General features: G+C 66.8%; 23 protein-coding genes and 2 tRNA genes. 13 read left to right on the top strand and 12 right to left on the bottom strand.

The window, feature by feature from the left end; all coding sequences use genetic code 11:
* The 3 genes from G3N99_RS12975 to G3N99_RS12965 form a co-directional block, all read left to right on the top strand.
* On the top strand, window positions 1-485 hold a 485-nt coding region (locus G3N99_RS12975), incomplete at its 5' end, for a PhzF family phenazine biosynthesis protein (RefSeq protein WP_206122568.1).
* Window positions 486-703: 218 nt separating this feature from the next.
* Complete coding sequence (locus tag G3N99_RS12970) at window positions 704-3,043, top strand: EAL domain-containing protein (RefSeq protein WP_174942799.1); 2,340 nt, start codon at window positions 704-706, stop codon at window positions 3,041-3,043.
* 196 nt (window positions 3,044-3,239) lie between these two features.
* A complete protein-coding gene (locus G3N99_RS12965; RefSeq protein ID WP_041492919.1) occupies window positions 3,240-4,448 on the top strand; it encodes a chromate transporter in 1,209 nt (402 codons plus the stop codon).
* A gap of 65 nt (window positions 4,449-4,513) precedes the next feature.
* Here the strand turns inward: G3N99_RS12965 and G3N99_RS12960 are convergent, their stop codons facing one another.
* A complete protein-coding gene (locus G3N99_RS12960) occupies window positions 4,514-4,960 on the bottom strand; it encodes a multidrug/biocide efflux PACE transporter (protein WP_174942803.1) in 447 nt (148 codons plus the stop codon).
* Between the two features lie 113 nt (window positions 4,961-5,073).
* On the opposite strand from G3N99_RS12960, the gene G3N99_RS12955 reads away from it, so the two are divergent.
* Window positions 5,074-5,958: a LysR family transcriptional regulator gene (locus G3N99_RS12955; protein WP_039370345.1), complete on the top strand. Its 885-nt coding sequence runs from the start codon at window positions 5,074-5,076 to the stop codon at window positions 5,956-5,958.
* A 53-nt stretch (window positions 5,959-6,011) separates the two neighbouring features.
* Here the strand turns inward: G3N99_RS12955 and G3N99_RS12950 are convergent, their stop codons facing one another.
* From G3N99_RS12950 to G3N99_RS12930, 5 genes are all read right to left on the bottom strand, one after another.
* A complete protein-coding gene (locus G3N99_RS12950; RefSeq protein ID WP_206122567.1) occupies window positions 6,012-6,470 on the bottom strand; it encodes a CopD family protein in 459 nt (152 codons plus the stop codon).
* Window positions 6,471-6,720: 250 nt separating this feature from the next.
* Complete coding sequence (gene parC / locus G3N99_RS12945; RefSeq protein ID WP_174983157.1) at window positions 6,721-9,042, bottom strand: DNA topoisomerase IV subunit A; 2,322 nt, start codon at window positions 9,040-9,042, stop codon at window positions 6,721-6,723.
* A gap of 69 nt (window positions 9,043-9,111) precedes the next feature.
* Window positions 9,112-11,094: a DNA topoisomerase IV subunit B gene (locus G3N99_RS12940; protein WP_174942811.1), complete on the bottom strand. Its 1,983-nt coding sequence runs from the start codon at window positions 11,092-11,094 to the stop codon at window positions 9,112-9,114.
* 242 nt (window positions 11,095-11,336) lie between these two features.
* A complete protein-coding gene (locus G3N99_RS12935) occupies window positions 11,337-13,322 on the bottom strand; it encodes an ATP-binding cassette domain-containing protein (RefSeq protein ID WP_206122566.1) in 1,986 nt (661 codons plus the stop codon).
* 275 nt (window positions 13,323-13,597) lie between these two features.
* The gene (locus G3N99_RS12930; RefSeq protein WP_174942816.1) at window positions 13,598-14,002 is read right to left on the bottom strand and encodes a DUF4399 domain-containing protein; all 405 of its coding nucleotides are present in this window, start codon (window positions 14,000-14,002) and stop codon (window positions 13,598-13,600) included.
* 199 nt (window positions 14,003-14,201) lie between these two features.
* On the opposite strand from G3N99_RS12930, the gene G3N99_RS12925 reads away from it, so the two are divergent.
* From G3N99_RS12925 to G3N99_RS12910, 4 genes are all read left to right on the top strand, one after another.
* Window positions 14,202-14,384, top strand: a complete 183-nt coding sequence (locus G3N99_RS12925; protein WP_011352822.1) for a rubredoxin — start codon at window positions 14,202-14,204, stop codon at window positions 14,382-14,384.
* Between the two features lie 156 nt (window positions 14,385-14,540).
* A tRNA-Arg gene (locus G3N99_RS12920) sits at window positions 14,541-14,615 on the top strand.
* Between the two features lie 206 nt (window positions 14,616-14,821).
* A tRNA-Met gene (locus G3N99_RS12915) sits at window positions 14,822-14,898 on the top strand.
* Between the two features lie 212 nt (window positions 14,899-15,110).
* Window positions 15,111-15,443, top strand: a complete 333-nt coding sequence (locus G3N99_RS12910) for a hypothetical protein (protein WP_206122565.1) — start codon at window positions 15,111-15,113, stop codon at window positions 15,441-15,443.
* Between the two features lie 54 nt (window positions 15,444-15,497).
* On the opposite strand, the gene G3N99_RS12905 is transcribed toward G3N99_RS12910, so the two are convergent.
* On the bottom strand, window positions 15,498-16,238 hold the full coding sequence (locus G3N99_RS12905; protein ID WP_206122564.1) for an SDR family NAD(P)-dependent oxidoreductase: 741 nt from the start codon (window positions 16,236-16,238) through the stop codon (window positions 15,498-15,500).
* A gap of 115 nt (window positions 16,239-16,353) precedes the next feature.
* Here G3N99_RS12905 and G3N99_RS12900 point away from each other — a divergent pair, with 115 nt between their 5' ends.
* Window positions 16,354-16,968, top strand: coding sequence for a TetR/AcrR family transcriptional regulator (locus G3N99_RS12900; protein ID WP_206122563.1), 615 nt, complete (start codon window positions 16,354-16,356; stop codon window positions 16,966-16,968).
* Between the two features lie 29 nt (window positions 16,969-16,997).
* Here G3N99_RS12900 and eco read toward each other — a convergent pair whose 3' ends face one another.
* Complete coding sequence (eco, locus tag G3N99_RS12895) at window positions 16,998-17,498, bottom strand: serine protease inhibitor ecotin (RefSeq protein ID WP_206122562.1); 501 nt, start codon at window positions 17,496-17,498, stop codon at window positions 16,998-17,000.
* 143 nt (window positions 17,499-17,641) lie between these two features.
* Between eco and G3N99_RS12890 the strand changes: the two genes are divergently transcribed.
* On the top strand, window positions 17,642-17,953 hold the full coding sequence (locus G3N99_RS12890) for a hypothetical protein (RefSeq protein WP_174983163.1): 312 nt from the start codon (window positions 17,642-17,644) through the stop codon (window positions 17,951-17,953).
* A 180-nt stretch (window positions 17,954-18,133) separates the two neighbouring features.
* Here the strand turns inward: G3N99_RS12890 and G3N99_RS12885 are convergent, their stop codons facing one another.
* Complete coding sequence (locus G3N99_RS12885; protein ID WP_206122561.1) at window positions 18,134-18,550, bottom strand: hypothetical protein; 417 nt, start codon at window positions 18,548-18,550, stop codon at window positions 18,134-18,136.
* Between the two features lie 117 nt (window positions 18,551-18,667).
* Between G3N99_RS12885 and G3N99_RS12880 the strand changes: the two genes are divergently transcribed.
* A complete protein-coding gene (locus G3N99_RS12880; protein WP_174942888.1) occupies window positions 18,668-19,048 on the top strand; it encodes a DUF5594 family protein in 381 nt (126 codons plus the stop codon).
* Window positions 19,049-19,207: 159 nt separating this feature from the next.
* Window positions 19,208-20,575 carry an MFS transporter gene (locus tag G3N99_RS12875; RefSeq protein WP_206122560.1) on the top strand — a complete coding sequence of 456 codons (1,368 nt, stop codon included), beginning with the start codon at window positions 19,208-19,210 and terminating at the stop codon, window positions 20,573-20,575.
* Window positions 20,576-20,606: 31 nt separating this feature from the next.
* Here the strand turns inward: G3N99_RS12875 and G3N99_RS12870 are convergent, their stop codons facing one another.
* The 3 genes from G3N99_RS12870 to G3N99_RS12860 form a co-directional block, all read right to left on the bottom strand.
* A complete protein-coding gene (locus G3N99_RS12870; RefSeq protein ID WP_206122559.1) occupies window positions 20,607-21,200 on the bottom strand; it encodes an AAA family ATPase in 594 nt (197 codons plus the stop codon).
* Complete coding sequence (otsA, locus tag G3N99_RS12865; protein ID WP_174942894.1) at window positions 21,193-22,614, bottom strand: alpha,alpha-trehalose-phosphate synthase (UDP-forming); 1,422 nt, start codon at window positions 22,612-22,614, stop codon at window positions 21,193-21,195. Before otsA ends, G3N99_RS12870 begins: the two co-directional genes overlap by 8 nt.
* A gap of 141 nt (window positions 22,615-22,755) precedes the next feature.
* A complete protein-coding gene (locus tag G3N99_RS12860) occupies window positions 22,756-22,953 on the bottom strand; it encodes a hypothetical protein (protein ID WP_174983285.1) in 198 nt (65 codons plus the stop codon).
* A 288-nt stretch (window positions 22,954-23,241) separates the two neighbouring features.
* Between G3N99_RS12860 and G3N99_RS12855 the strand changes: the two genes are divergently transcribed.
* On the top strand, window positions 23,242-23,732 hold a 491-nt coding region (locus G3N99_RS12855), incomplete at its 3' end, for a hypothetical protein (protein WP_206122558.1).

The raw sequence follows: 23,732 nt of genomic DNA, 5'->3' as shown, positions 1-23,732 counted from the left end.
GTTCGGACTACGCGGCGCTGGCTGCCGCGTTGCGCAGCGACGCGATCGACCTGGAGGCCGAGCCTTGCGCGGTCGACAACGGCGCACCGTGGCTGGTCGTGCGGCTGAAATCGGCCGATGCTTGCATCGACCTGACGCCCGATCCGGCCGCGCTGGCGGCGCTCACGCACCGCTACGGCACGGACGGTGTCGCGGTCTACGCGCCGCACGCCGAAGGCGGCCCCGCGACGTTCGAAATCCGCTGCCTGATGACGGGCGGCAACTTCGGCTTCGGCGAGGATCCCGTCACCGGCAGCGCAAACGCCGCGCTGGCCGGGCTGCTGACGCGGCAGGAACGCCGCCCCGGCCAGTCGTACACGGCCCGCCAGGGTACGGCGATCGGCCGCGACGGCCGCATCTTCGTCAGCTATGACGAAGACGGCACCACATGGATCGGCGGCCACGTCGTCACGGTCGTCGACGGCACCTTCCTGTCACCTGCCTGACATTTCGCGATGTGCGATGGCGCCGGCCCGTCCGGCGCCCCCTACGATTCGCCCAACTATCGCAAAACCGTTCCAGCCAGTAATATCGGGCCTAATCCGTTGTTTCGGAGGTCTGTCCATGGTTGCGTGTCCCGCGAACGAACAGACGTCGGGACAACCCCAACCATAGATAGCCATCCAGACGGATGGCGCACGCGAGCAGGACGCCGCCCTCTTCGATGAGCTCCGCCCGGTCCAACCACACGCCGCCGACCCGGCCGCTACGCGCGCCGCGCAAATCGCGCCGGCGTGCGCTATTTGCGATCCCGTTGCTCGGGATGCTGGCGCTTGCGCTGCTGTGGGCCGTGATCATCGCGCGTCTGTCGGTGGAAAAGGACAGCGCGTACAAGGAAGCGGCGGCTTCGGCCGCGATCCTGTCCTCCGCGCTCGAGCAGCATACGGTCAAGGCGATCCACCAGGTCGACCAGATCACCCGCTTCGTCAAATTCGAATTCGAGAAGTCGCCCGCGCGCTTCAACCTCGCCAGCGCCGTCGAAAAAGGCGTCGTGCCGAGCGACACGCTGATCCAGGTGTCGCTCGTCAACGCGAAGGGCATCCTGTTCGCGAACACGGCCGAGCTGCATCCGCAGCCGATCAACCTGTCCGACCGCGAGCACTTCAAGGTCCACCTCGCGCACAACGACGACCGCCTGTTCATCAGCAAGCCCGTACTCGGCCGCGTGTCGAGCCACTGGACGCTGCAGATGACGCGGCGCCTGAACAACCCGGACGGCAGCTTCGCCGGCATCGTCGTCGTGTCGGAAGACCCGAGCTACTTCACGAACGACTTCTACAACAACGCGGCGATCGGCAAGGAAGGCGTGATCGCGGTCGTGTCCGATACGGGCGCCGTGCTCGCGCGGCGCACGGGCTCGGTCAGCAACGCGCCCGGCGCGTTTTCCGCGTCGGGCGTCTACCCGATCGCCGAGCGCGTGACGGGTACGATCATCGACCCGATCGACGGCGTGACGCGCATCGTGTCGTACCGCCACCTCGACGGCTACCCGCTCGCGGTGATGGTCGGGCTGTCGCAAACCGAGGAATTCGCGGACTACTACCACACGCGCAACGTCTACCTGCTGATGACGAGCTTCATCACGCTCGCGATGCTCGCGTTCTTCGGCGTCGCAACGGGCCTGATCGGCAAGCTGCTCGGCCGCGAGCGCGAAATGACGCAGCTCGCCGAATACGACCTGCTCACCGGCCTCGCGAACCGCTACGCGACGCTGCGCGGGCTGCGCAACGACGTGTCGATGCCGGCGAGCCTGTCGCGGCTCGGGCTGCTGTTCATCGATCTCGACAACTTCAAGACCGTCAACGACACGCTCGGCCACAACGCCGGCGACATCGTGCTGCAGATGACCGCGTCGCGCCTGTCCGATGCGGTCGGCGACGAAGGCTCGCTCGCGCGCATCGGCGGCGACGAATTCGTCGTGGTGATGAAGGGCGACGACGTCGAGCGGCGCGCGGTGCGGCTCGCGGAAGCGATCATCCGGATGTTCGGCGAACCGTTCGACGTGCGCGGCAGCTCGTTCGTGCTGCATGCGAGCATCGGCATCGCGCTGCACTCGGTCGCGAACGAAAGCGAGATCGACCTGCTGAAGAAAGCCGATCTCGCGATGTACAGCGCGAAGGATGCCGGCAAGAACTGCTACCAGTTCTATGCGCCGCACCTGTCGCACCGCGCCGACCACCTGATGCGCTGGGAGCAGCAACTGCGCGTCGCGCTCGCCGAGGGGCAGCTGTTCCTCGCGTACCAGCCGAAAATCGACCTCACGCACCGCCACATCACCGGCTTCGAGGCGCTCGCGCGCTGGGATCACCCCGAGCACGGGATCATCTCCGCGAACGAATTCATTTCGATTGCCGAATCGACCGGCCTGATCGTGCCGATCGGCGATTTCGTGATCCGCACCGCGTGCGAGCAGATCGCGCGCTGGCGCGACGAGGGTCACGACACGCTGACGCTCGCGGTCAACATCTCGCCGGTGCAGTTCTGGCGCGGCGACCTGATCGAGACGATCTCGCGCACGCTGCTGGAAACCGGCATCGACGCGAACCGGCTCGAAATCGAGATCACCGAAACCGCGATGATGGAATATCCGGAGCTCGTGTCCGAGAAGATCGTCGCGCTGAAGAAGCTCGGCATCCGGATCGCACTCGACGATTTCGGCACCGGCTATTCGTCGCTGTCGTACCTGCACCGCTTCTCCGTCGACACGCTGAAGGTCGACCGCTCGTTCGTGCAGGCCATCCCGAACGATCGCAGCGTGTGCGTGATGGTGTCGTCGATCGTGCATCTCGCGCGTTCGCTCGGCCTGACCGTCGTCGTCGAAGGCACGGAAACCGAGGAGCAGATCACGTGGCTGGCTGCGCTCGGCGAGATCGAGGCGCAAGGCTTCCTGTTCTCGCGACCGGTGCCGGCCGACGCGATTCCCGCGCTGATCGCACGCTTCGGCGTGCGCGGCGACGCCCCGCACGTCATCGCGCACCGCGCGACCGGCAGCACCGGCGCGTAAGCGCATCGCGGCCGTGGCGCGCGTTGCGCGCGCCGTCATTGTTTCGTTTTCCGATCTGATTGTTTAGTTCATGAACTAGCGTTTTCGCGCATGGCAGTGTCACGGTGCGCGGCGGACAATTGGGAGGGCCAACGTGTCGGCGGGCCGCCGGCATGGCCACACGCGAGAGATCGGGCCCCGTGCTCACACCACCAACATGACCACCGTAGAAATCGAAGCGACCGCTGATGTCGAACAGGCGCAGGCGTCCCTGTGGGACCTGTTCAAGGTCGTCGCCAGCATTTCGGCGGTTTCGTGGGGCGGGCTGTCGATGATGGCGCAGCTCGAACGCCACTACGTGGAACGGCTGCGGCGCATCGAGCCCAATGTCTTCGGCGACCTCGTCGCGCTGGCCTGGCTGGTGCCAGGCCCCGTCGGCTGCAACGTGGCGGTGCAGGTCGGCCAGATATTGCACGGCCGCGTCGGCGCGTGGATCGCCGGCATCGCGAGCGTACTGCCGTTCTCCATCCTGATGACGCTGTTCGCGATCTTCTATCGCACGCCGCTCGTGCGCTCGCTGGCCGCGCCGATGCTGATCAATCACTTCGGGATGGTGCTCGCCGCGCTGATCGGCGTCACGTGGGTCAAGCAGCTGCGGTCGCTCGCGCAAACGCGGCGCGAGCAGTTGATCGCCGCGTTATCGACGATTCTGCTCGGGTTTGCGCATAATCCGGCCGCCTTCGTCGGGATTCTGTTTGCGGCATTCGCAGCCGGCTGGCTGACGGGGCCGCCGCAACGCGACGCGGTCGATTTCACGCTATCGACCCGCGACCGCAACCTGCTCGTGCTGCTCGGCATATTCGTCACGCTGTTCGCGGTGCCGCTGCCCGGCGATTACCAGGCGACGCTGCTGTGGCCGCGCCTCGCCGGCGCCGGCATGACGCTGTTCGGCGGCGGCTTTTCCGCGCTGCCCGTGCTCAAGACACTGTTCGTCACGCCCGCAACGGGCATCTCCGATCACGACTTCACGCTTGCGTTCGCGCTGTCGCCCGTCGCACCGGGACCGCTGCTGAACGTCGTACCGTTTCTTGGCTACCTGACCGACGGCTGGGTCGGCGCGCTGCTCGCGACGGCCGCGCTCTTCATTCCGTCGGGGTGCCTCGTCGTGTTTGCGCAGAACCATCTGTCCCGGCTCAAGCGCCATTCGCGCTTCGAGTACGGGATGCGCCTGCTGCGTGCCGCGACGACGGGTTTTCTTGTCGTCGCTGTCGTCAGGATCCTGTACCGCGAACCGGCCGACCCCGTTTACTGGCTGACGGGCGCCTTCGCCACGCTGTGCTTTGCGCGCTTCAAGGTGCCCGTCTATGCCGTGTACGGCACGGTCGCGGTTGCGTGCGGCGTGTGGCTGCTGGCCGCCGCGCGCTGACGGGCACCGCCGCCGCCCCGCCGGCTTCTACCGGCATTCGCCCCGCTCGCCCGTCCAGCCCGTCCTCAACCTGCCTGCACCGCGACCCGGCGTGCCATCCAGCGGGCGCGCAGCGCGTCGTAAGCGAGGTTGAAGCAGAACGTGTAAGGCAGGAAGAACAGCACGATGCCGAGGTCGAGCAGCAGCGCCTCGACGAGACTCACGTTCAGCCACCACGCGGCTACCGGCACCACCATCGCGACGAGGCCGAGCTCGAACGTGACCGCATGCGCGATCCGCATGCCGAGCGTGCGCTTCAATCCCGCCCGCCGCTCGAAGCGGTCGAACAGCGTGTTGAACGCCATGTTCCACGCCATCGCGATCAACGACACCATCACCGTCAGCACGCCGACGTGCGAAACCGGCATGTCGAGCAGCCACGCGCCGATCGGCGCGCACAACGCGATCGCGACCAGTTCGAACGTCAGTGCATGCAGCAGCCGTTCCGTCACCGTTTTGTTGACCTGTTTCATGATTCCCTCCGATTCGTCTACTTCGTTCATGGCAGCCATTTTGATCGGCGTAACCGTATGAATCCAGTTTGATATCATCGGTTTTGCCGATATATCGCCACCAGGAGCACCGCATGCGCCACGCCCCCGAAGCCCTGCTCGCATTCGCCGAAGCCGCGCTGCTCGGCTCGTTCACGGCCGCCGCGCGCAAGCTCGGCAAGCGCCAGTCGACCGTGTCGGAGGCGATCGCGAACCTCGAGATCGATCTCGGCGTGCAGTTGTTCGACCGCTCGACGCGCGCGCCGACGCTGACCGACGCCGGGCGCGCGCTGCTGCCGCAGGTGCAGCGTGCACTCGAGGCCGGCGCGGCGATCGACCGCACGGCCGCGCGGCTCGCGCGTGGCGAGGAAGCGCGGCTGACGCTCGTCGTGTCCGATACGTACCAGTCGAAGCGCTACGAGGAAACGTTGATGGCGCTCGAACGGCGCTTTCCGGCGCTCGAGCTCGAATGCCAGATCGCCGAGCACGAGGACGTGCTCGACCTGATCCAGCAGGGGCGCGCGCAGCTCGGGCTGATGGCTGCGCGCGCGGCCTACCCGGCCGATATCGGCGCGGCGACGATTGCGGAGGAGTCGGAAATCGGGTTGTTCGTCGGCCGCACGCACGCGCTCGCCGAGTACGGCGACGCCGACGTGCCGCACGCCGCGTTGCGCGACGTGCGCGAACTGCGCCTCAATACCTATGTGAAAACGGAAGGCCGCGGCGCAGACGACCGGATCGTCGTCGGCACGCAGCACTGGCTGGCGCCGAGCTACCTGATGCTGCTGGAGATGGCCGTGCTGGGGTTCGGCTGGGCCGAACTGCCGCGCTGGATGGTGGACCACTTCGCGCGCGATCGCCTGTGCGAGCTGCGTGCACGCGGCTGGCCGCGTCGCGTGCGGGTCGATGCGGTCTGGTCGCGCAACCGGCCGCTCGGCCCGGTCGGCTCATGGCTGCTCGATGCAATGCTGGCCGCGTAGCGGCGCTTGCCGGCGCACCGCCGGCTGCGCGCGGGCCGGCCGACCCCGGTCAATCAGAAACCGCGCGACAACACCGCCGCGCCGATCGTGACGACGCCGAGCACGAGGTTCACGAGGACGAGCAGGCGCACCGTGTTCACCGCGCGCGCACCGTCCGGCCACTTCTGCGCCTGCACCGCACGGCGGATGCGCGGGAACAGCGCGAACCGGATATGCCCGAAGATCAGCATCATCACGACGCCGAACCCGGCCATTGCATGCAGCGACCACGTCGCGTGCGCGCCGCCGAATTCCACGAGCAGGAAGCCGCCTGACAGCAGGATCACGATCACGGAACCCGAAACCCAGTTGAAGAAGCGGCCGAACACGCCTTCGATCAGCGGCAACCGAAGCTGCGGCGACAGGTCGGACAGCGCCGGACGCAGGCAGAAGTTGGCGAAGACCATCCCGCCCACCCACACGGCGACGGCCAGCAGATGAAGAAACAGCGCGACGGAGACAGCATGGGACATGACGGCAATCCTGTGAGGAGTTGGGTGCGGCGAACGGCCGCGTCGCACGCGGCATCGAGCGACGTTCGACCGGATTGTCGCCGAGCGGTTCAGACCCCAGGCGCGATTTCACACTATTTTGCAAGTTCCGCGTGACAGCGCCACGCTTGCTTACCCGAATCCCCGCTCCAAAAGAAAAGACCGCACGTCCGCCGAAGCGGAGGTGCGGCCCTCGATCGCGGCCGAGCCGGACGATCGAACGTGCGCGGCGTCAGCCGAGCAGCGGACGCAGCTCGCTGACGACCTTGAGCTTCGTGTCCGGCGCGCGGCCCTTGCGTGCGCGCTTGCCGACGTGCGGCGCCAGCCCCGCATACGACAGCGTCTCGTCCATCGCCTTGCCGCCGCGACCGGTGCCGATCAGCACGACGCCGGCCGGATCGATCGCGAGCGCCTGAACAAGCGTTTCCTTGTCGTCGAGCGCCATCAGGATCACGCCGCGACCGCCGCCGGACAGTGTCTTCATCTCGTCCATCCCGAATACCAGCAGGCGGCCGCCGCTCGACAGGCACGCGACCTGCGTTGCGTTCGGCAGCACGGGCATCGGCGCGAGCGGCACCGCGCCCGTGTCGATCGTCATGAACGCCTTGCCGGCCTTCACGCGGCTCACCATGTCGCCGACCTTCGCGAGGAAGCCGAAGCCGTTGCTCGACGCGAGCAGCAGTTGCTGGTCGGCCGGCGCCGCGTAGTAGTGCATCAGGTGCGAGCCCGATTCGAGCTCGATCAGCGACGTGACGGGCACGCCGTCACCGCGCCCGCCCGGCAGCACCGACACGTCCACCGAGTACACGCGGCCGCTGCTGCCCCACGCGATCAGGCGGTCCGGCGTGCGGCACTGGAACGCCGCGTACAGATGGTCGCCGGCCTTGAACGAGAAGCTGGCCGGGTCGAGCCCGTGGCCCTTCAGCGCACGCACCCAGCCCTTCTGCGACACGACCACCGTCACCGGCTCGTCGACCACCTTCGCCTCGAACGTCGCGCGCTTTTCCTGCTGGATCAGCGTGCGGCGATCGTCGCCGTACTGCTTCGCATCGGCCTCGATCTCCTTGATCATCAGCCGCTTCATCGCGCTTTCGTTCGCGAGCAGTTCCTCGAGCTTCGCCTTTTCGTCGCGCAGCGCTTCGAGTTCCTTCTCGATCTTGATCTTCTCGAGCCGCGCGAGCTGGCGCAGCCGGATTTCAAGGATGTCTTCCGCCTGACGGTCGCTCAGGCCAAACGCGCTCATCAGCGCGGCCTTCGGCTCGTCCGACTCGCGGATGATGCGAATCACCTCGTCGATGTTCAGGAAGACGATCATCCGCCCTTCGAGGATGTGGATGCGGTCGTCGACCTTCGCGAGACGATGGCGGCACCGGCGCGTCATCGTCAGCTGGCGGAACTTCACCCACTCGTCGAGGATCGTCAGCAGGCCCTTCTGGCCCGGCCGGCCGTCGGCGCCGATCATCACGAGGTTCAGCGTCGCGTTCGATTCGAGGCTCGTGTACGCGAGCAGCGTGTTCACGAATTCCGTCTGGTCGATCGTGCGCGACTTCGGCTCGAACACGAGCCGCACCGCCGCTTCCTTGCCCGACTCGTCGCGTACCGCGTCGAGCAGGTCGAGCATCGCCTTCTTCGTGTTGAGCTGCTCGGGCGTCAGCGTCTTCTTGCCGAGCTTGAGCTTCGGGTTCGTCAGCTCCTCGATTTCCTCGAGCACCTTCTGGCCCGACGTGCTCGGCGGCAACTCGGTAACGACGAGCTGCCACTGGCCGCGTGCAAGCTCCTCGATCTTCCAGCGCGCGCGCACCTTCAGGCTGCCGCGGCCGGTTTCATAGGCCGCCGCGATTTCCGTGTCGCTCGAGATGATCTGGCCGCCGCCCGGGAAATCCGGGCCGGGAATCAGGTTCATCAGCTCCGCGTGCGTGAGCTTCGGGTTGCGGATCAGCGAGACCGCCGCGGCCGCGACTTCACGCAGGTTGTGCGACGGGATTTCGGTCGCAAGACCGACCGCGATGCCCGACGCGCCGTTCAGCAGCACGAACGGCATGCGGCTCGGCAGCGTCTTCGGCTCCTCGAACGAGCCGTCGTAGTTCGGCATGAAGTCGACCGTGCCCTGGTCGATCTCGTCGAGCAGCAGCTTCGCGATCGGCGTGAGGCGGGCTTCGGTGTATCGCATCGCCGCGGCACCGTCGCCGTCGCGCGAGCCGAAGTTGCCCTGCCCGTCGATCAGCGGGTAGCGCAGCGAGAAATCCTGTGCGAGACGCACCAGTGCGTCGTACGCCGACTGGTCGCCGTGCGGGTGGTATTTACCGAGCACGTCGCCGACCACGCGCGCCGACTTCACCGGCTTCGCGTCCGGGCCGAGGCCCATTTCGTTCATCGCGAACAGGATCCGGCGCTGCACCGGCTTCTGGCCGTCGCACACGTCGGGCAGCGCGCGGCTCTTCACGACGCTGACCGCGTAGCTGAGATACGCCTGCTCCGCGTAGTTGCCGAGCGTCAGCGCTTCGGCGTCCGGTGCATCGGAGCTGGCGAAGAGATCGGAAGTGTTGTCGTCCATCTGAATTCCGTATTCGTAAGTGGCGTGAGGCCGGGCCGGGTGTCATGCCCGGCCGCGCAGGTGTTCGGCTTAGATGTCCGCTTCGACGTCGTTGCCCTTTTCCTCGAGCCAGCCGCGCCGCGCGGCTGCCTCGCCCTTGCCCATCAGCATCGTCATGCGCGCGACGGTCGCCTCGTAGTCGAGCTCGCCGAGCTTCACCGGCATCAGCCGGCGCGTGTCGGGGTTCATCGTCGTATCCCACAGCTGCTCGGCGCTCATTTCGCCGAGACCCTTGAAGCGGCTGATGCTCCATTGCGTCTCGCGCACGCCGTCCTTGCGCAGCTTGTCGAGGATCGCCTCGAGTTCGCCGTCGTCGAGCGCATAGAGCTTCTGCGCGGCCTTCTTGCCGCGCGCGGGCGCGTCGACGCGGAACAGCGGCGGGCGCGCGACGCACACATGGCCGCGCTCGATCAGTTGCGGGAAATGCTTGAAGAACAGCGTGAGCAGCAGCACCTGGATGTGCGAGCCGTCGACGTCCGCGTCCGACAGGATGCAGATCTTGCCGTAGCGCAGGTTCGACAGGTCGACGCTTTCATCCGGGCTGTGCGGATCGACGCCGATCGCAACCGAGATGTCGTGCACCTCGTTGTTCGCGAACAGGCGGTCGCGCTCGGTTTCCCACGTGTTCAGCACCTTGCCGCGCAGCGGCAGGATCGCCTGGTATTCCTTGTCGCGGCCCATCTTCGCGGAGCCGCCTGCCGAATCGCCCTCGACCAGGAACAGTTCGTTGCGCGCGATATCTTCCGTCTCGCAGTCGGTCAGCTTGCCGGGCAGCACCGCGACGCCCGAGCTCTTGCGCTTCTCGACCTTCTGGCCCGCGCGCGTGCGCGCCTGCGCCTGCTTGATCACGAGTTCGGCGAGCTTCTTGCCGTGCTCGACGTGCTGGTTCAGCCACAGTTCGAGCGCGGGACGCGAGAACGACGACACGAGCTTCACCGCATCGCGGCTGTTCAGGCGTTCCTTGATCTGCCCCTGGAACTGCGGATCGAGCACCTTCGCGGACAGCACGAACGACACGCGCGCGAACACGTCTTCCGCGAGCAGCTTCACGCCCTTCGGCTGCAGGTTGTGCAGTTCGACGAAGCTTTTCACCGCCTGGTAGAGACCGTCGCGCAGGCCGGATTCGTGCGTGCCGCCGGCCGGCGTCGGGATCAGGTTCACGTACGACTCGCGCACGAGCGAACCTTCCTCGCTCCATGCGACGACCCACGATGCGCCCTCGCCTTCGGCGAAGGTGTCGTCGCCCGAACGCGAATCGGCGAACCGCTCGCCTTCGAACAGCGGGATCAGCAGCTCGCTGCCGTTCATTTCGTCGAGCAGGTAGCCGCGCAGGCCGTCTTCATATTTCCACGTCTGGCGCTCGCCCGACTTCTCGTTGACGAGCACGACCTCGACGCCCGGCAGCAGCACGGCCTTCGAGCGCAGCAGGCGCTGCAGTTCGCCGAGCGGCAGGTTCGGCGAATCGAAGTACTTCGGATTCGGCCACACCTGCACGCGCGTGCCGGATTTCTTCTCGCCACGGCCCGCGCCCTGCGTCGCGAGCGGCTTCACCACGTCGCCTTCGGCGAAGCCGAGTTCCGCGATCTTGCCGTCGCGCCAGACCGTCACGTCGAGGCGCGTCGCCAGCGCGTTCGTCACCGACACGCCGACGCCGTGCAGGCCGCCCGAGAACGTGTAGGCGCCGCCTGCGGCCTTGTCGAACTTGCCGCCCGCGTGCAGGCGCGTGAATACGATCTCGACGACCGGCACCCCCTCTTCCGGGTGCATGCCGAACGGGATGCCGCGGCCGTCGTCCTCGACCGATACCGACTGGTCGGCGTGCAGCGTCACAATGATCTGCTTGCCGTAGCCGCCGAGCGCCTCGTCGGACGCGTTGTCGATGACTTCCTGGATGATGTGCAGCGGATTCTCGGTACGGGTGTACATGCCGGGCCGCTGCTTGACCGGCTCGAGACCCTTGAGCACCTTGATCGATGCTTCGCTATAGGCTGCGCTGGGTTTCTTCGTTGACATAGGCGCTGAATTTCGTCATTCATCGGGACGTTGTCCACACCTCGTGTGGATAACGTCGTGGACAAAACGTTGAGTTCCGTAAAAAAGCGAATCGAAACAACGGTGTGCTTGGACTGCTCCGAAAGCGGGCGCGCGGCGTGCGCTGCGCTGCCCGGGACGCGCGGTATTTTACTGGTTCCGCGTGGCACGCCAATCGCGGAATCGCGCGCGGCGGCCGCCGGCCGCGCGACGCGTCATGCGTTTTACGCAGGCTTGCGCTTCGCCTCGAGCGTTTCCCACCGTTCGAGCGCGGCGAGCAATTCGTCGTCGATCGCCGCGAACCGCTCGGTCAGGCGCGTGCCTTCCTGCGGATCCTTCGCGAAAATCGAGCCGTCTTCGAGCTTGGCGTTGATGGTCTTCTGCTCCTCTTCGAGCGCGGCGATCTTCTCCGGCAGCGAATCGAGCTCGCGCTGCTCGTTGAACGACAGCTTCACCGTGCGTTGCGTGTTGCGGCCCGCGGCGCTTTTCGCCGGTTCTTCCTTGACGGGCGCGGCGTCCTTGACCGCGCGCTTCGCGGCTTCCTGCTGCGCGAGCTGATCCGCGCGCGCGCTCTGGATCTGCCAGTCGCTGAAGCCACCGACGTATTCGCGCCACTTGCCGTCACCCTCGGCCGCAATGACCGACGTCACGACGTTGTCGAGGAACGCGCGATCGTGGCTGACGAGCAGCACCGTGCCGTCGTAGTCGGCCAGCAGTTCCTCGAGCAGCTCGAGCGTCTGGATGTCGAGGTCGTTGGTCGGTTCGTCGAGCACCAGCACGTTGGCCGGACGCGCGAACAGGCGCGCGAGCAGCAACCGGTTGCGCTCGCCGCCCGACAGTGACTTCACCGGCGAACGCGCGCGTTCCGGCGCGAACAGGAAATCGCCGAGATAGCTCATCACGTGCTTGCGCACGCCGCCGATCTCGCCCCATTCGCTGCCGGGGCTGATGGTATCCGCGAGGCTCTTTTCCTGGTCGAGCTGTGCACGCATCTGGTCGAAATACGCGACCTGCAGGTTGGTGCCGATGCGCACCGTGCCTTCGTCTGGCTTCAGTTCGCCGAGAATCAGCTTGAGCAGCGTCGTCTTGCCGGCGCCGTTCGGGCCGATGAAGCCGATCTTGTCGCCGCGCATCACCGTCGTCGAGAAACGATCGACGACCGCGCGGCCGCCGTAGCGCTTCGTCACGTCGGTCAGCTCCGCGACGATCTTGCCGGACTTCTCGCCCTGCGCGACATCCAGCCTCACGTTGCCCAGCGTGTTGCGGCGCTCCGCGCGCTCGTTGCGCATCTGCACGAGCCGCGCGATGCGGCCGACGCTGCGCGTACGGCGTGCTTCGACGCCCTTGCGGATCCACACCTCTTCCTGCGCGAGCAGCTTGTCGAACTTCTCGTTTTCCACGCGCTCGATTTCGAGCTGCTGCGCCTTGCGCGTCTGGTACGCGGAGAAATTGCCCGGGTACGACAGCAGCCGGCCGCGATCGAGGTCGACGATGCGCGTCGCGACGCGGTCGAGGAACGCGCGATCGTGCGTGATGAACAGCAGGCCCGCGCGCTGCGCGACGAGCAGTTCTTCCAGCCAGCGGATGCCGTCGAAGTCGAGGTGGTTGGTCGGTTCGTCGAGCAGCAGCACGTCGGGCTGCAGCACCAGCGCGCGCGCCAGCGCGACACGCTTTTGCATCCCGCCCGACAAGGCATCGACGGGTGCATCGACGTCCGCCAGGCCGATCTGCGCGAGCGTCATCGACACGCGCGTGCGCCAGCTCCACGCGTCGTGCGCGTCGAGCGACGACTGCAGCGCATTCATCCGCGCGAGCAGCGCATCGTGTTCGGCGCCTTCGGGGATATCAGCGAGGCGGTGCGCGATCGAATCGTATTCCTCGAGCAGTTCGCGCGTGTGCGCGAGCCCCGATGCCACTGCATCGAACACCGTCGCGCCCGGCTCGAACTCGGGCTCCTGCGGCACATAGACGGTCACGAGCTCCTGCTGACGCGTGACCAGCCCGTCGTCGGGCTTCGCGAGCCCGGCGACGATCTTCAGCAGCGACGACTTGCCCGCACCGTTGCGGCCGATCAGGCCGACGCGCTCGCCGGCTTCCAGCGAGAAATCCGCGTGATCGAGCAACGCGACGTGACCGAACGCGAGCTGCGCGCCGGAAATGGAATAGAGCGACATGGGGAGACGGCGAAGAGAGAAATCGGAAGCGCCCATTGTACCGGTCGCGGGCGGCGTCACCGGCATGGCCGGACGGATAAGGCCGGCAAACGGGTTGAGAGGCGGGTTGAACCGTACTTCTGGCGGCAGGCAGGCGGCGTCCATCGAAGCGCTTCGACGCGATGCGATGGCACATCGGGTGCGGCCGGCTTCCGTTGGCGGACGCCGGCCGCGAGTTCTGGGCAACGGGCACACGCCGACCGGATGCCGGCGGCCGGCCGATCGACCACTCCGCGCCGGACGCCTCGGGCGCCCGTACGCGGCATGCGCGATTACTTCACGTTGAGCATGATCGTCGAGCTCATTTCGGGGCCGTACGAGCGGTGCGCGCCGTCGCCGAACTGCAGCGTCAGCGTGTGCTGGCCGGGCGGCAGCTTGATTTCGGTTTCGGTCTGCGCCTTGCCGAAGTGCAGCGAACGTTCGCTCGCGGGGATCACGTCGCCCTTCGGAATCGGCCGGCCGTCGATCAGCAGGTGATGATGGCCGGTATTCGGCGTCATGTCGCCGGCGGGACGAAGCTCCATCCCTTCGAGCCCGAACTTCACGAGCACCGGGTTCGACACCGTCGCGCCATCGCTCGGCGCTTCGAAATACACGCGCGCCTCGGCCCGCGCCATCGTCGACACGGCCATCGCCGCCACGCATACCGCACCTGCGATCCACTTTCTGTTCAGCATCGCATTCTCCTTATGATTGGACAGCCTCGGAAGCATACACCGCACGCACGGCGGGCGTGTTTCAGTTACGTTGTTCGCGATGCGTACGTTTAAAACGACGTTACGGAGCCGTTCGGCGAAATTCCGGTACCATTGCGCCTTTCGTCCGCCGGCCAGGCCGCGGACGGCATCACCGAATTTCAATTTTCCCGAGCGCTACATGAGCGAAGTAACCGAATACCAGAGCTGGGTCTGCCTGATTTGCGGGTGGGTCTACAACGAAGCGGAAGGGCTGCCCGACGAAGGCCTCGCGCCCGGCACCCGTTTCGCCGACATTCCCGCCGACTGGCGCTGCCCGCTGTGCGATGTGGGCAAGGAAGATTTCGTCGTCGTCGATTTCTGATTCGCTGGTTCTCTGATTTCTGATCGCGGCTGATTGCGCGATCGCGCGCGTCGGCGCGCATTCCGCCCCGCCGACGCGCCGCGCGTTTGCTATACTCTGCGCGCTGTCCACACCGCCGTCCGGTTCGCGTTTTTTTGCGATCACTCGGACATGGCTCTCCCCGTAGTTCAATGGATAGAACAAGCGCCTCCTAAGCGCTAGATACAGGTTCGATTCCTGTCGGGGGGACCAGCCATCCTCATGGCCTCATCCACTTTCCCACGATCAAGTACCGCAACGTCGGCGACGAAAAGCGCCTCACGTCGAAGCTGATCGGGAAGCATCAGCGTTCAACGCAGACGCCAAATCAAATCGTCGCACTCGGCAAACCGAGGGTTCCGTTCGATTCGCGATCAAAGATCGTTGACTCTCAACATCAGCCCTAGTACACTTCGCGCCGCGGGGTGGAGCAGTCTGGCAGCTCGTCGGGCTCATAACCCGAAGGTCGTAGGTTCAAATCCTACCCCCGCAACCAATATCGAAGCCCGCTCTGCGAAAGCAAGCGGGCTTCTTGCTTTCCGCATGTACTGCGCCGTGTGCACTGACGGGCTGCACTGCACACGAATCACCGAACATTCAGCCCCAAGCGTCCCCTGCGACACACGATCGCATCCCGCCCGATCGCCGCGGCCCCGCGCCACATATTGCGTAGAATTCCGAACCTTCTTCAGCATCCGGACTCCCGCAATGATTCGAGCGATCGCGGCACTCGCCGCGCTTTCAGCGATGACCGGCACGGCTACCGCCGCCGACACCCTCACAGCTCCCGCGAAGCAGCGCTATGTCAGCCCCGGCATCGCCAACATCACGAACGCGGCAGCACCGCACGCGGAAACCCCCTCCCCCGACTCACGCTGCCGTGAACTGGCCGCCGGCATCGACGCCGTCACGCACGCCCCCGATCGCGGCCAGAAGGTCGTGCGCGGGATGGGCCCGGACGGCAAGCCGCGCAACGAGCTGCGCGCTTACGACAAGCGCGCCGATCTCGAAACCGAGCATCACCGGCTCGGCTGCCGATAACGAACGCAACACCGCCCGGTCGAAAAATCACGCCGGGCGTCGGCATTCGCGCACTCACGCGTTCGCGCCACCATCGATCGTCAACCCGGTCCCGTTGATCGACCGCCCTTCCGGCCCGACCACGAACGCGACGAGCGCCGCCACGTCGTCGGCCTTGCCGTACTGCGGGATCGCCATCCGCGAACGCTGCGCACCGGCATGCTCGCCGTCGGCCGGGTTCATGTCGGTGTCCGTCGACCCCGGATGCACGATATTGACCGTGATGCCGCGCGAACCGAGATCGCGCGCGAGCCCCTGCGTCCAGCCGATCAGCGCGGCCTTGCTCGCCGCATAGAGGCTCATCCCCGCATCGGGCACGCGCGTCGCGAGGCAGCTGCCGGTCGACACGATGCGTCCGCCCTCCCCGAGATGCCGCGCCGCCGCCTGCGACGCGACGATGACCGCGCGCACGTTCACGTTCAACGTTGCGTCGATATCGTCGAGCGTGAGGTCGTCCAGCGCGCCAGCCCGGAAAATCCCCGCGTTGTTGACGAGAATGTCGAGGCCGCCAAACGCCTCCGCGGCACGATCGACCGCGTCGCCCACGGCCACCGGATCGGCGCTGTCGGCCTGGATCGCGACGGCACGGCGGCCCAGCGCCTCGATGCCGGCGACGACGGCCTGCGCCCGCTCGGCCGATTTCTCGTAGGTAATCGCAACGTCCGCGCCATCGGCCGCCAGCCGTTTCGCAATCGCCGCACCGATGCCGCGGCTGCCGCCCGTGATGAGTGCACGCTTGCCCTGAAGTCGGTTCATGTCGGTTCCTTTCCTCATTTATGTAACGACCGACACAGAATGTGGCAAGTTGCGCGACACAGTCAATTGATTTAATTTATCGATCGATACAGATATCGACGAAGGAACGGACGCAATGGCTGAACGGGGCCGACCGAGAAGCTTCGACAAGGAAGCAGTGCTGGATCGCGCGATGGAGGTGTTCTGGCGCCTCGGCTACGAAGGCGCGTCGATGACCGACCTGACGGCCGCGATGGGCATCGCGTCGCCGAGCCTGTATGCGGCGTTCGGCAGCAAGGAAGCGTTGTTCCGGCAGGCGCTCGAGCACTACGGCGCAACGGAAGGACGGGAAATCTGGAGCGGCGTCGAACAGGCCGGCAGCGCGCACGACGCCGTGCGGAACTACCTGATGGATACCGCACGCGTATTCACGCGACGGTCGAAGCCGGCAGGCTGCCTGATCGTGCTGTCTGCACTGCACCCGGCCGAGCGTTCCGATACGGTCCGGCAAACGCTGATCGCGATGCGCGAGCGCACGGTCGAGAACCTGCGCGAGCGCCTCAAGCAGGGTGTCGCGACCGGGGAGATCGCCGCACAAGCGAACCTCGACGCGATCGCGCGGTACTACGTCACGGTCCAGCAGGGGATGTCGATCCAGGCGCGCGACGGTGCGAGCCGTCGCGATCTGGAGGCCGTCGCGCAAGCCGCGCTGGCCGCATGGCCAGCGCTCGTCGGTACGGGCGGCGCGTAGCGGCAGGACGCCACCGCCGCACCGTATCGTTACTGCTTCGCCGCGTGCTGCACGTCCTTCGACGCATGCCACACGCGATAGCGCACCTCGAAGCCATCCGGCACATAGACGACGAGCGGCAGGCGGCTGTTGTAGCGCAGCAGTTGGCCGTCACCGCGCACCTGCACGAACCGTTGCTGCGGCGCCTGTCCCGGGCATGCCATCAGCGTCGATGCCGGCCCCTTCACGTCGGCGAGCTGGTAATACGTATAGCCCCAGCCCTTCACGTCCTCGGCGGTCAGTTCGCCGCCGAACCACTGCTGGTTGCAGTCGGTCTGCAGCGTCTTGCCGATCATCAGCTCGACGCGCGCATCGCCTTCGTTCTCGAGCGCGGGCAGCGCGATCACGACGCGCTGCTGGCCGGCCGCTGCCTGCGGAAACATCTTGATCGACTCGGCCGTCACGGCAGGCGCCGAGGCAGGCCCGGCCACGCAGGCGGCGGCAGTCGTCACGCAGAAGGCGGCCAGTGCGGCCCGGATCGCGAATTTCATCGATGTACTCCTGAAAAACAAATGAGCCTCGGATGCTAACACTTTCGTCGCAAGACCTTACGGCGCTGTAATTTGACGACACAATTGCAAACAGCTGGCAATCCCCTTGCGCGGTACTTATAGGGGAACCAACGGAGAACATCATGCTGAAGCTCATTGCTGCCGCCGGCGTCGCCACCCTGCTGGCCGGCTGCGTCGTCGCCCCGGACGCCGGATACGGCTACGGGCAGCCCTACTATTCCGATCCTGGCTACGCGTACGCCCCGTCGCCGGTGTACGGCACGGTCAATATCTGGGGGGGTGGCGGCGGACGCGACTGGGATCGCGGCCGGCGCGATTACCATCGCTGGGACGGCGATCGTGGCAACCGCGGCAACGGCTGGGGCCGCGGCGGCGGACACCGCGGTGGCGACTGGAACGGTGGCGGCGGTGGCGGCGGTGGCCATCGCCACTGACGCGCATTTGCAACCGTTTGTATCCGCGCACGGCCCGCCGACGGCCGACGCGTCACGCAGTTGAACGGACGGTCGCGTAAAGGACAAAGGCCCTCGCACGAAGCGAGGGCCTTTTGTCGTCCGATGCGGTGAAGCAAACGGCGGCGGCGCCGACCGTTCACACCTCTCGCGTCCGCGCGCTCACCAGCCGGCCGGCTGCGCGTAGCCGCCCGACACGGGCGCGCCGCACACATACGCGCGCTGGTAGCGGTCGTAGCAATAGTTCGGGCCGTCGTCCTGGTACTGCGCCTGCTGGTAGGTCGGATACGCAGGCTGCTGGTACGCAGGCGCCTGGTAGTACGTCGGCGGCTGATAGGCCGGTGCCTGGTACGCGGGTGCCTGGTACGCGGGCGCCTGATACGCGACGGGCGGATTCATCGCGGACGTCACGATCGCGCCCAGCACCGCGCCGCCGATCAACGCGCCGATGACGGCGCCACCGTCGCGGCCATGCGCGGACGCCGGACCTGCCACGGCAAGCGAACCGGCGATGACACACACTGCGGCAATTTTTTTCATGATGGACTCCCACGCGAAGTGGTACTGGATGCGATGCATTGTGGCGGCTTGCGGCCGTAATAGATGCAGCAAGTGGTAACGCGCGATTACCGGTATCACACTCATCGAAATGCGCCGTCGCCGTGCTACGATTTTCGGCATACAGGAGACGCCGTCATGCAGCCCGAAACCGCCCGCCGTTTCGATACCGAATTCGCCCCGCGCATCGCACAGGCGATCGCCGCCTTCTTCGCCGATCACGTGCTGACCGACGTCGTCCCGTATGGCGGCCACGGGCACCCGACGTGCGTGCAGATCCGCAGCGCGCCGCACGAGCATGTCAGCGGCTTCGACCATCCGCTGAACCTCGAGCTGACCTGGGACACCGACGAAATCGAGCGGCTGATGGAGCCGGACGGCCCGCAACGCTTCGAACACTACCTGGCCGCGCTGCCGAAAAAGCTGGGCGCGTGGCAGGGCGCACGCGACATCGATCTCCTGTCGCGCACGCAGGCCGACCCGCTCGTGCGGCTCGGCGGCCTCGACTTCGAAGGCTGAGTGTCGGCGTCGCGCCATGCGGCCCGGTGATACACTCGACCGGCCCCGCTCCGGTGCAGTCGCGCCGGCCGGGCCGCTCATCGCCGCCTCCACCCTTCCGCATGGTTGCGCACGCAACCGGCAACCGGGCGCGCGGACAACCACGCATCTGCTCCCGCCATGAACGCCGATACCGGCCTGCCGCTTCCGCAACGCTACTGGGCGATCGTCTGCGTCGCACTTGGCATCACGCTCGCGGTGCTCGACGGCGCCATCGCGAACGTCGCGCTGCCGACGATCGCGCGCGACCTGCACGCATCCGACGCCGCATCGATCTGGATCGTCAACGCGTACCAGCTCGCGGTCACGATCACGCTGCTGCCGCTCGCGTCGCTCGGCGAGCGCATCGGCTATCGCCGCATCTACATCGCGGGGCTCGCGCTGTTCACCGCGGCGTCGCTCGGCTGCGCGCTCGCCGGCTCGCTGCCGATGCTGGCCGTGATGCGCGTGATCCAGGGCTTCGGCGCGGCCGGCATCATGAGCGTCAACGCGGCGCTCGTGCGAATGATCTATCCGTCGTCGATGCTCGGGCGCGGGCTGTCGATCAATGCGATGGTGGTGGCGCTGTCGTCGGCGATCGGGCCGACGGTCGCGTCCGCGATCCTGTCGTTCGCGTCGTGGCCGTGGCTGTTCGCGGTCAACGTGCCGATCGGCATCGCCGCGGTGTTCGGCAGCCTGCGCGCGCTGCCGTCCAACCCGCTGCACGATGCGCCGTACGATTTCCCGAGCGCGCTGATGAACGCGTGCGTGTTCGGCCTGCTGATCACGGCCGTGGACGGGCTCGGCCACGGCGAAGGCCATACGTACGTCGCGGCCGAACTGGCCGTCGCGTTCGTCGTCGGCTACTTCTTCGTGAAACGGCAGTTGTCGCAACCTGCCCCGCTGCTGCCCGTCGACCTGATGCGCATCCCGATGTTCGCGCTGTCGATCTATACGTCGATGGCGTCGTTCACGTCGCAGATGCTCGCGTTCGTCGCGCTGCCGTTCTGGCTGCAGAACTCGCTGGGCTTCTCGCAGGTCGAGACGGGCCTGTACATGACGCCGTGGCCGCTCGTGATCGTGTTCGCCGCGCCGCTCGCGGGCGTGCTGTCGGATCGCTATTCGGCCGGCATCCTCGGCGGGATCGGGCTCGCGCTGTTCGCGGCCGGGCTGCTGTCGCTCGCGACGATCGGCGCGCACCCGGGCACCGTCGATATCGTGTGGCGGATGGCGCTGTGCGGTGCGGGCTTCGGGTTGTTCCAGTCGCCGAACAACCGCGCGATGCTGTCGTCGGCGCCGCGCGAACGCAGCGGTGGCGCGGGCGGCATGCTGAGCACCGCGCGGCTGACCGGGCAGACGCTCGGCGCCGCGCTCGTCGCCTTGATTTTCGGGCTCGTGCCCGATCGCGGGCCGACGATTGCGCTCTATGTCGCCGCGGCATTCGCGGCCGTGGCCGCGGTCGTCAGCATGCTGCGCATCACGTCGCCGCGGCCGGACACCGCGACCTGACACCACCGCTCGCTGCCCTGAGCCCCGCGCGTCATTCGGCGTCGAGCGCGTCCATCACGAAGCGCACGCGCGCCTGCACGTTCTCGCGCGGCAATTCGATCAGCTGGTAGCCATATGACGTGTAGCACGCGACCATCGCGTCGTAGGTGCGCACCGCTTCCGCGAAATCCTGCCGGCGCTCGGTGTCCTGCGCGTAGATATCCGGCCACGGAGGCGCGATGAACACGCGCCGGTGATAGCGGAAACGACGGGCCGCGGCTTCCGCATGCGCGGGCACCGCCAGCCCCGTCAGCCGTAGATAGCCGACCACGTCCGGTACGCCTCGATCGAAGAACACGGGCCCCCGCGCGTGGCGTGCGAGATCGTACGAGCGCATCTCCCAGCTCAGCATCAGCTCGGCGAACGCGGCCGGATCGCGCCATGGCAACGCCTGGCCGTCGATCGCCATCTGGTCGCGAATCACGCCGCGACCGGCTTCGTGCGAGCGCGCGAAACCGGCGCCTTCGAGCGCGTCGAGCAACGTGCTCTTGCCCGAACCCGGGCCACCGGTCACGACGAAGAAGCGCCGGGTGGCTTCTTCGGTCGCATCATCCTCAGAGCCGGGCGCCCGCACGACCTCACGCATGCGCAACCCGCCGGCCCGCGCGCCGCGTGACCGACGCGGCCGCCGCGACACTGCGCAAGTCGGCAACGAACGTGTCGCGCCAGACCGACAGGTCGTTCACGCGCAACCGCGCGAGGTTTTCCTCGTGGCGCGCCTGCCGCTCCGCGAGCGGCATCGACAGCGCGCGCTCGAGCGCCTCGGCCATCTGCGACAGGTCGTACGGATTGACGAGGAGCGCGCCGGTCAGCTCGGCCGCCGCGCCCGCGAACTCCGACAGCACGAGCACGCCCGGATCGGCCGGATCCTGCGATGCGACGTACTCCTTCGCGACGAGATTCATCCCGTCGCGCAGCGGCGTCACGTAGCCGACCTGCGACATCCGGAAGAACGCCATCAGCAGGTTGCGCTCGTACTTGCGGTTCAGGTACTGGATCGGCGTCCAGTCGAGCTGCGAGAAGCGGCCGTTGATGCGGCCGGCCTCGCCTTCGAGCGTTTCGCGAATGTCCTGATAGGTCTTCACGTCGGAACGCGTCGGCGGCGCGATCTGCAGGAGCGACACGCGCCCCTGCCAGCCCGGCGCGTTCGCGAGCATCCGCTCGAACGACTGGAAGCGCTCGACGAGCCCCTTCGAGTAGTCGAGGCGGTCGACGCTCATCACCAGCTTGCGGCCGTCGAGCGCTTCACGCAGCATCTTCACCGGCTTGCGCGCGCTGTACTGGACGGCCGCCTGCGCGATCGCGTCGGGATGCACGCCGATCGGATAGGCGGCGACCTTCACGACGCGGCCATGCGCGTGCAGCATTCCGTCGTCGCTCGCCGCGCCGATCCCGCGCCGTTCGATGTAGTCGGTGAACGCCTGCTTGTCGGTCTCGGTCTGGAAGCCCGCGACGTCGTACGCGCACATGAACTTCACGAGTTCCTCGTGCGGCGGCACGAGACGCAGCATGTCGGGCGACGGAAACGGAATGTGCAGGAAGAAGCCGATCGGGTTCTTCACGCCGAGCTCGCGCAGGTAATGCGCGAACGGCAACAGGTGATAGTCGTGCACCCAGATCAGGTCGTCGGGGCGCAGCAAGGCGGCAAGCTGCTTTGCGAGCATCGCGTTCACGCGCAGATAGCCCGCGTACTCCTGGCGGTCGAAGCGCGCGAGATCGCCGCGGTAATGGAACACCGGCCACAGCGTCGCGTTCGAGAAGCCGCGGTAGTACTGATCGTAGTCGCGCCGGGTCAGCCCGACCGTCGCATAAGTGACGTTGCCGTCCCGCTGGATCGCGGGCTCGGTGTCGGGTGCATCGACGATCTCGCCGTTCCAGCCGAACCAGACGCCGCCCGTTTCCTTCAGCGCGTCCATCACGCCGACCGCCAGGCCACCCGCGCTCGGGCGCGTGTCCTCGCCGGCGGCGACACGGTTCGATACCACGATCAATCTGCTCATGCGGCTTCCCCTCCTCGATTCGATTGGCTGGCGCGCGGCGCGCGCCAAGGCGGACACGGCTGCCCGAAGGCGGCCGTGCGGCGATTCAGACGTGAGCAATGCAGGTGTGAAAGACAGCGGCGGAATGCGACGGCAACGACATCAGGCGTCCTGCTCCTGGCCGAGATCCCGCTGATAGTCGAGCCCTTCCGGGCGGGCGCCGCCCTGGTTGTGATCGCCGTCGGACGGCGGCTCGCCGGGCGCACCGGCAGGCGGTGCCGGCGGCGCGTCAGTCTGCGGACGCGAGCGATCCACCCCTGCTTCAGGCGGCCGGGGCGAAAACCGTTTCGAACGGCGCATGGCTGGGTGTCTCATGTGCGGCGCGGCCCGAGGCCGGTGTAGAAACATTCCATAACTTAAAAGTCTAGGTCGCTTCCTTGCATGCCAAGGTAACAATTGCCTTCAATTTGTAACGTTTCGACCCCTCAAGATTCATCTGTCCGACAATGACGCCGCGCGCACACGCGCAGCCTGCCGTCCGGTGATTTGTCAAAGCTTTGCAGTTTCCCTATGACAATTGCGAAACAATGACGCGGCATGACGGCGTGCATGCGACGCCGCTCACCCAGACAGGACTTGCACTCAGGGATGAACATTCGTTTCGAATCGCCGCGCCGGGCCATGCCGGCGCGCGTCGTGCTGGCCGCGATCGCCACGGCCGCACTGCTGTCCGGCTGCAACTCGCTGTATAGCGAGGGCGCGACAGCCGGCGCCGGTATCGCGGGCGCCGCGATCGCCTCCAAGGTCACCAACAACGCCGCCGTTGCGACGGGCATCGGCCTCGGCGCCGTCGCCGGCGCGCGCGCAGGCGTCCAGTACACGCAGCGCGTCGCACACCGTTACACACAGGAACAGATCGCGAAGGCCGCCGGCCCGCTCGAAGTCGGTGGCGTCGCGCCGTGGTCGACGCACCACTCGTTCCCGATCGAGGACGACGAGCAGGGGCGCGTGACAGTCAGCCGGATGATCAGTGTCGGCCCGCTCGACTGCAAGGAAATCGTGTTCGCGGTCGACACGCCCGCCAAGGCCGACAAGGCCGCGCAATCGGCGTTCTACGTCGCCACGATCTGCCGCGACGA

This window comes from Burkholderia sp. Ac-20392, assembly GCF_017104585.1.
GTDB lineage: Bacteria > Pseudomonadota > Gammaproteobacteria > Burkholderiales > Burkholderiaceae > Burkholderia > Burkholderia lata.
This window is presented reverse-complemented; position numbering and strand designations above follow the sequence as displayed.